The sequence below is a fragment of the Roseovarius sp. genome (genome assembly GCF_018066915.1).
Taxonomy (GTDB): Bacteria; Pseudomonadota; Alphaproteobacteria; order Rhodobacterales; family Rhodobacteraceae; genus Roseovarius.
In genome coordinates this window covers 1-4,758 of the sequence record NZ_JAGPVV010000234.1, presented here as the reverse complement: position 1 = coordinate 4,758, position 4,758 = coordinate 1, and the positions used below count along the sequence as shown (strand labels likewise).

Here is a 4,758-nt window from a genome sequence, read left to right as displayed (position 1 = left end):
CCTCGGGCAGGCTCTGGGCCTCGGGGAGGTTATCCAACCCGGATTGGGCGACAGGCGCGGCAGGGGGGTGCGCCGCTATCTCAAGTGGCGGGAGTGCGGCTGTTGCGGGGAGAAGGTCGGCAGAGGCAGGGACAGAGGCTGGAGCGATCCGGGCCATGTCAGGCGCAGGGACCGGCGCAAGCGGTTGTGCCGGTGTCAGGACGGGTGTCTGGATGGGCGTCTGAACGGGTGTCTGAACGGGGGCCTGTGCCGCACCGAGAAGGGCGGAAAATCCTTGGATCGGCGCGCCAGAGCCTTGGCCAAGCGCCGCAGCGGCACGGCCGGGGGCCGTGGCAGCGGGGGTGGGAAGGCTGGTCAATACCGGGGCGATCATGCCGGGCTCCGTCTGGGGGTCAGTCCAGAGGGTGCAATCCCCGTGCCAAGCGGGCGGGGCACAGGGCCGTGCCGCACCCGCCCGGCGCAAAGCAAAAGGCACCCCGGATCGGGGTGCCTTTACCGCCCACAGTCTGGGGCTTTACTTGTTGTCTTCGAGCGAGAGCGCCACGAAACGCGGATCGCCGCCGCTGCGCACCAGCATCAGCAGGGATTTGCGCCCCGCCTCCTTGGCCTCGGCGATGCGCTCGTCAAGATCGGCAATCGTGGCCACCTTTTGCTGTCCGGCCTCGGTGATCACGTCGCCCGCGCGCAGGCCCTTTTCATAGGCCTCGGAGAGTTCGTCGATATTGACCACGACAAGGCCCGTGGCCGAGTCGTCCAGTTCAAGCTGCGCGCGCAGCTCATCGCTGAGCGGGGTGATGGTCAGGCCCAGCAGGGTCTTTTCCACCGGTGCCTCGGGGGTTGCATCCTCGCCGGGCTGAGCCACGGGAATGGCACCCTCTGCCTCTTCGCGGCGGCCCAGCGTGATCTTGAGCGTGGTGGTCTTGCCCTCGCGGAACACGACCACGCGGACGGTCTTGCCCACCTCGGTATTGCCTACGGTCCGCACGAGACTCCGTGTGTCCGACACATCCTGCCCGTCAAAGGACATGATCACGTCGCCGGCCAGCATGCCCGCCTCGGCGGCGGGGCCTTCGGGCACATCCGTGACGAGTGCGCCTGCCGCTTTCTCAAGCCCCATCGCTTCGGCCACATCCTCGGTCACGTCCTGAATCCGCACACCGAGCCAGCCGCGCCGGGTCTCGCCGAATTCCTGCAACTGATCGACCACCCGCTTGACCACGTTCGAGGCCATGGAAAAGCCGATGCCGATCGAGCCGCCGGTGGGGCTGAGGATGGCGGTGTTCACGCCCACCACCTGACCGTCGAGATTGAAGAGCGGACCGCCCGAGTTGCCCCGGTTGATGGCGGCGTCGGTCTGGATATAGTCGTCATAGGTGCCGCTGAGCGCGCGGTTGCGCGCCGACACGATCCCGGCAGAGAGCGAAAAGCCCTGACCCAGCGGGTTGCCCATGGCCAGCACCCAATCGCCCACGCGCGCGGTGTCGCTGTCGCCAAAGCTGACGAAGGGCAGCGGCTTGTCGGCCTTGACCTTGAGCAGGGCGATGTCGGTCTTGGGGTCGGTGCCGATCACCTCGGCGGGCAGGGTTTCGCCGGAAAAGAATTCGATCAGGATCTCATCCGCGCTCTCGATCACATGGTTGTTCGTGACCACAAAGCCATCCTCGGAAATCACAAAGCCCGAGCCAAGGGCCGACGAGCGCTGTGGCCGGTCGCCTTCGCCCAGACGATCCCGGAACTGTTCGAAGAAATCCTCGAAGGGCGAGCCTTCGGGCACGATGGGCGCAGGGCCGGTGCCCTGTTCCACCACGGTCGAGGTGGTGATGTTGACGACCGCCGGGCTGATCTTGTCGGCCAGATCGGCAAAGCTGTCGGGCCGTGCCGCAGCGGCCATCGCCTGCGCAATCAAGAGCCCGACCATCAGGGCCATGAGCCAGAGCGCCCGCAGGCCGGTGGACAGGGATCGTGTTTCGGAAATCGTTTGGGTCTTCACACCAATGTCTCCTTTGGTTCGTGCATCGGGCGGCATGCGCGCGCCCCTCTTGCACTGGAATGTAGGCGGTCTTTGCCGGATCGCAAAGGACGCAGGATCAATTCACACCCATGTGACCGTTTTGGCGGCCCAAGATCAAGCGCCAAGCGTCTTGGCCGCCCAGACGAGGATCAGCCCCAACACCAGCGCAATCGCCCCCATCAGGCGTCGCGCCTCGGTGGGCAAGGCCGAGAAGGCCACCAGCATCTGCTCAATGAGCGAAGGGGCCAGCGCATAGACCAGCCCCTCCACGATCAGCACCAGCCCCAACGCAAGAAGCGCGGTTTCGAGCATTATGGCGCGGTTCCCGACTTGAGATAGTCAAAGAATTCGCTGTCCGGTGTCATCACCATGCTCGAATTCTTGCCCTGCAACGCCTTTTCATAGGCTTCGAGCGAGCGGTAGAACGCGTAGAACTCCTGATCCTGACCATAGGCTTCGGCATAGATCGCGCTGCGTTCTGCATCGGCCTCGCCTCGGATCACCTGCGCTTCGCGCTCGGCATCCGAGAGCGTCTCGGTCACGGTCCGGTCGGCAAGGGCGCGCACCCGCTGCGCGGCCTCGTTACCACGGGCGATCTCGTCGGCGGCTTCCCGCTCGCGCTCGGCGCGCATCCGGGCAAAGGTCGCCTCGAGGTTCTGCTCGGGCAGGTTGGTCTGCTTGAGCCGCACATCCACCACGTCAAGGCCAAGGCCCGCCGCGCTGGTCTGTGCCTGCCGCTGGATGCGGCGCATCAACTCGCGGCGATCCTCGGACAGGATGGTGTCGGACGTTACCTGATCGGCACCCAGAACCTCGCGGATTTGCGCATTGAGGATCGAGGACAGCCGGTCCTCGGCCAGACGCACGCCGCCCACACCCACGGCCTGCCGGAATTGCACCGCGTCGCGGATGCGGTAGCGGGCAAAGGCATCGACCACGAGACGGCGGTCATCCGAGGGCGTGACCTCGATCGTATCGGTATCGAGCGACAGGATGCGGTCGTCATAGCGCACCACCTCCTGAATGAAGGGGATCTTGAACGACAGGCCCGGATCTTCCTTGACGGATTTGATCTGGCCGAATTGCAGCACCAGAACCTTTTCGCGCTCATCGACCACAAAGACCGAAGAGAGACCCAAAAAGCCCAGAACGACCACAAGAGGGATTAGAAATTTTGTCATGGTCTCAGTTCCCCTGATCTGTCGTGTTGCGGCGCAGTTCGTTCAGCGGCAGGTAGGGCACTACCCCGTTGCCGCCTTCGCTGCCGACGATGGAACTGTCGAGGATGGTCTTGTCGATATCGCCCAGAACCCGCTCCATCGTTTCGAGGTAGAGACGCTTGCGCGTGACTTCGGGCGCTTTGGAATACTCCTCGAGCACCGAGGTAAAGCGGCTGGCGTCACCCTGCGCCTCGTTGACCACGCGGGCGCGGTAGCCCTCGGAATCCTCAAGGATCTGCGCCGCCTGACCGCGCGCCTCTGCCAGCGCCCGGTTGGCATAGGCATCCGCCTGACGTTGCAGACGGTCGCGTTCCTGTTCGGCGGCCTGCACTTCGCGGAAGCTGTCGATCACCTCGCGCGGCGGATCGGCCTTGTCGAGGTTGACCCGCACCACCTGAATCCCGCTGTCATACTCGTCGAGCGCCTCTTGGATGTTGCGCATCGCCGTGTCGGCGATGATGCCACGATCCCGGTTGAGGATGGGGGCCAGATTTGACGCCGCGATGATCTCGCGCATCACCGATTCCGACACCGCCTGCACCGTCAATTGCGGATCGCGAATGTTAAACAGCAGCTTGGCGGGATCGGAGATGTTCCACACCACCTGAAAGCCGATATCGACGATATTGGCATCGGTGGTCAGCATCAGCCCCTCTTCGCGCGCGCTGGTGCTGCGCCCGATGTCCTCGGTCCGTTCCGAGGTCACATTGACGATTTCCGCGCTGACGATGGGCCAGGGGGCAAAGTTCAGACCGGGATTGCCGGTCTTGTAATATTCGCCCAGAAACAATTCGACCGATTGCTCTTCGGGCTTGACCGTATAGACGCTGGCAAACACCCAGAGCGCCACGGCACCCAAGGCCGCAAGGCCGATCGTGCCCTTGCCGAACTGCGGCCCACCATCGCCGCCGGTGCCGCCACCCTTGTTGCCGCCGCCACGTCCGCCCATCAGAACGCGAAGCTGATCCTGACCCTTGCGCACCAATGCGTCGATTTCGGGCAGTTGCGGTCCTCCTTCGGGGGGACGTCGTCCGCCCCCGGTGTTGCGGTCGCGATCATCACCGCCCCCGCCCGAATTTCCGCCGCCGCCCCATGGGCCGCCAGAGTTTCCAGCCATACGTTTGTCTTCCCTTGTTGTCCTGCCGTTCCCGGCCCGTTTCACAACCTGTGCAGCACAGGCGAAAAATCAAGCGGTGCGCACAGGCGTTTTCATCGTTACCAGTTCTTCCGACATGGTCGGATGCACCGCCACGGTGCGGTCGAAATCCTCTTTCGTGGCCCCCATCTTGATGGCGATGCCCGCCAATTGGATCATCTCGCCCGCGCCGGGAGCGACGATATGACACCCCAGCACCTTGCGGGTGGCCCGGCTGACGATCAGTTTCATCAGCACCCGGTCGGGACGCCCGGCAAAGGCGGTTTGCATCGGGCGGAACGAGGTCGCATAGACCTCGATCGGCTCTTGCTCGCGCGCGGCCTCTTCGCTCAGGCCCACGGTGCCGATTTCGGGGTGGGTAAAGATCGCCG

General features: G+C 64.3%; 4 protein-coding genes and 2 pseudogenes. All 6 read right to left on the bottom strand.

Going from position 1 to position 4,758, the window contains the following annotated elements:
• A pseudogene (locus KBT70_RS13120) lies at positions 1-373 on the bottom strand (hypothetical protein); the annotation flags it as partial.
• Positions 374-514: 141 nt separating this feature from the next.
• Positions 515-1,927, bottom strand: a complete 1,413-nt coding sequence (locus tag KBT70_RS13115; protein ID WP_296634236.1) for a DegQ family serine endoprotease — start codon at positions 1,925-1,927, stop codon at positions 515-517.
• 198 nt (positions 1,928-2,125) lie between these two features.
• Positions 2,126-2,323 (bottom strand): DUF2065 domain-containing protein, encoded by a 198-nt coding sequence (locus KBT70_RS13110; RefSeq protein ID WP_296634231.1) that lies wholly within the window; start codon positions 2,321-2,323, stop codon positions 2,126-2,128.
• Positions 2,323-3,192 (bottom strand): protease modulator HflC, encoded by an 870-nt coding sequence (gene hflC, locus KBT70_RS13105; RefSeq protein ID WP_296634227.1) that lies wholly within the window; start codon positions 3,190-3,192, stop codon positions 2,323-2,325. Before hflC ends, KBT70_RS13110 begins: the two co-directional genes overlap by 1 nt.
• 4 nt (positions 3,193-3,196) lie before the next feature.
• Complete coding sequence (gene hflK / locus KBT70_RS13100) at positions 3,197-4,348, bottom strand: FtsH protease activity modulator HflK (protein WP_296634223.1); 1,152 nt, start codon at positions 4,346-4,348, stop codon at positions 3,197-3,199.
• A gap of 69 nt (positions 4,349-4,417) precedes the next feature.
• Positions 4,418-4,758: pseudogene (locus KBT70_RS13095) on the bottom strand (NADPH-glutathione reductase); the annotation flags it as partial.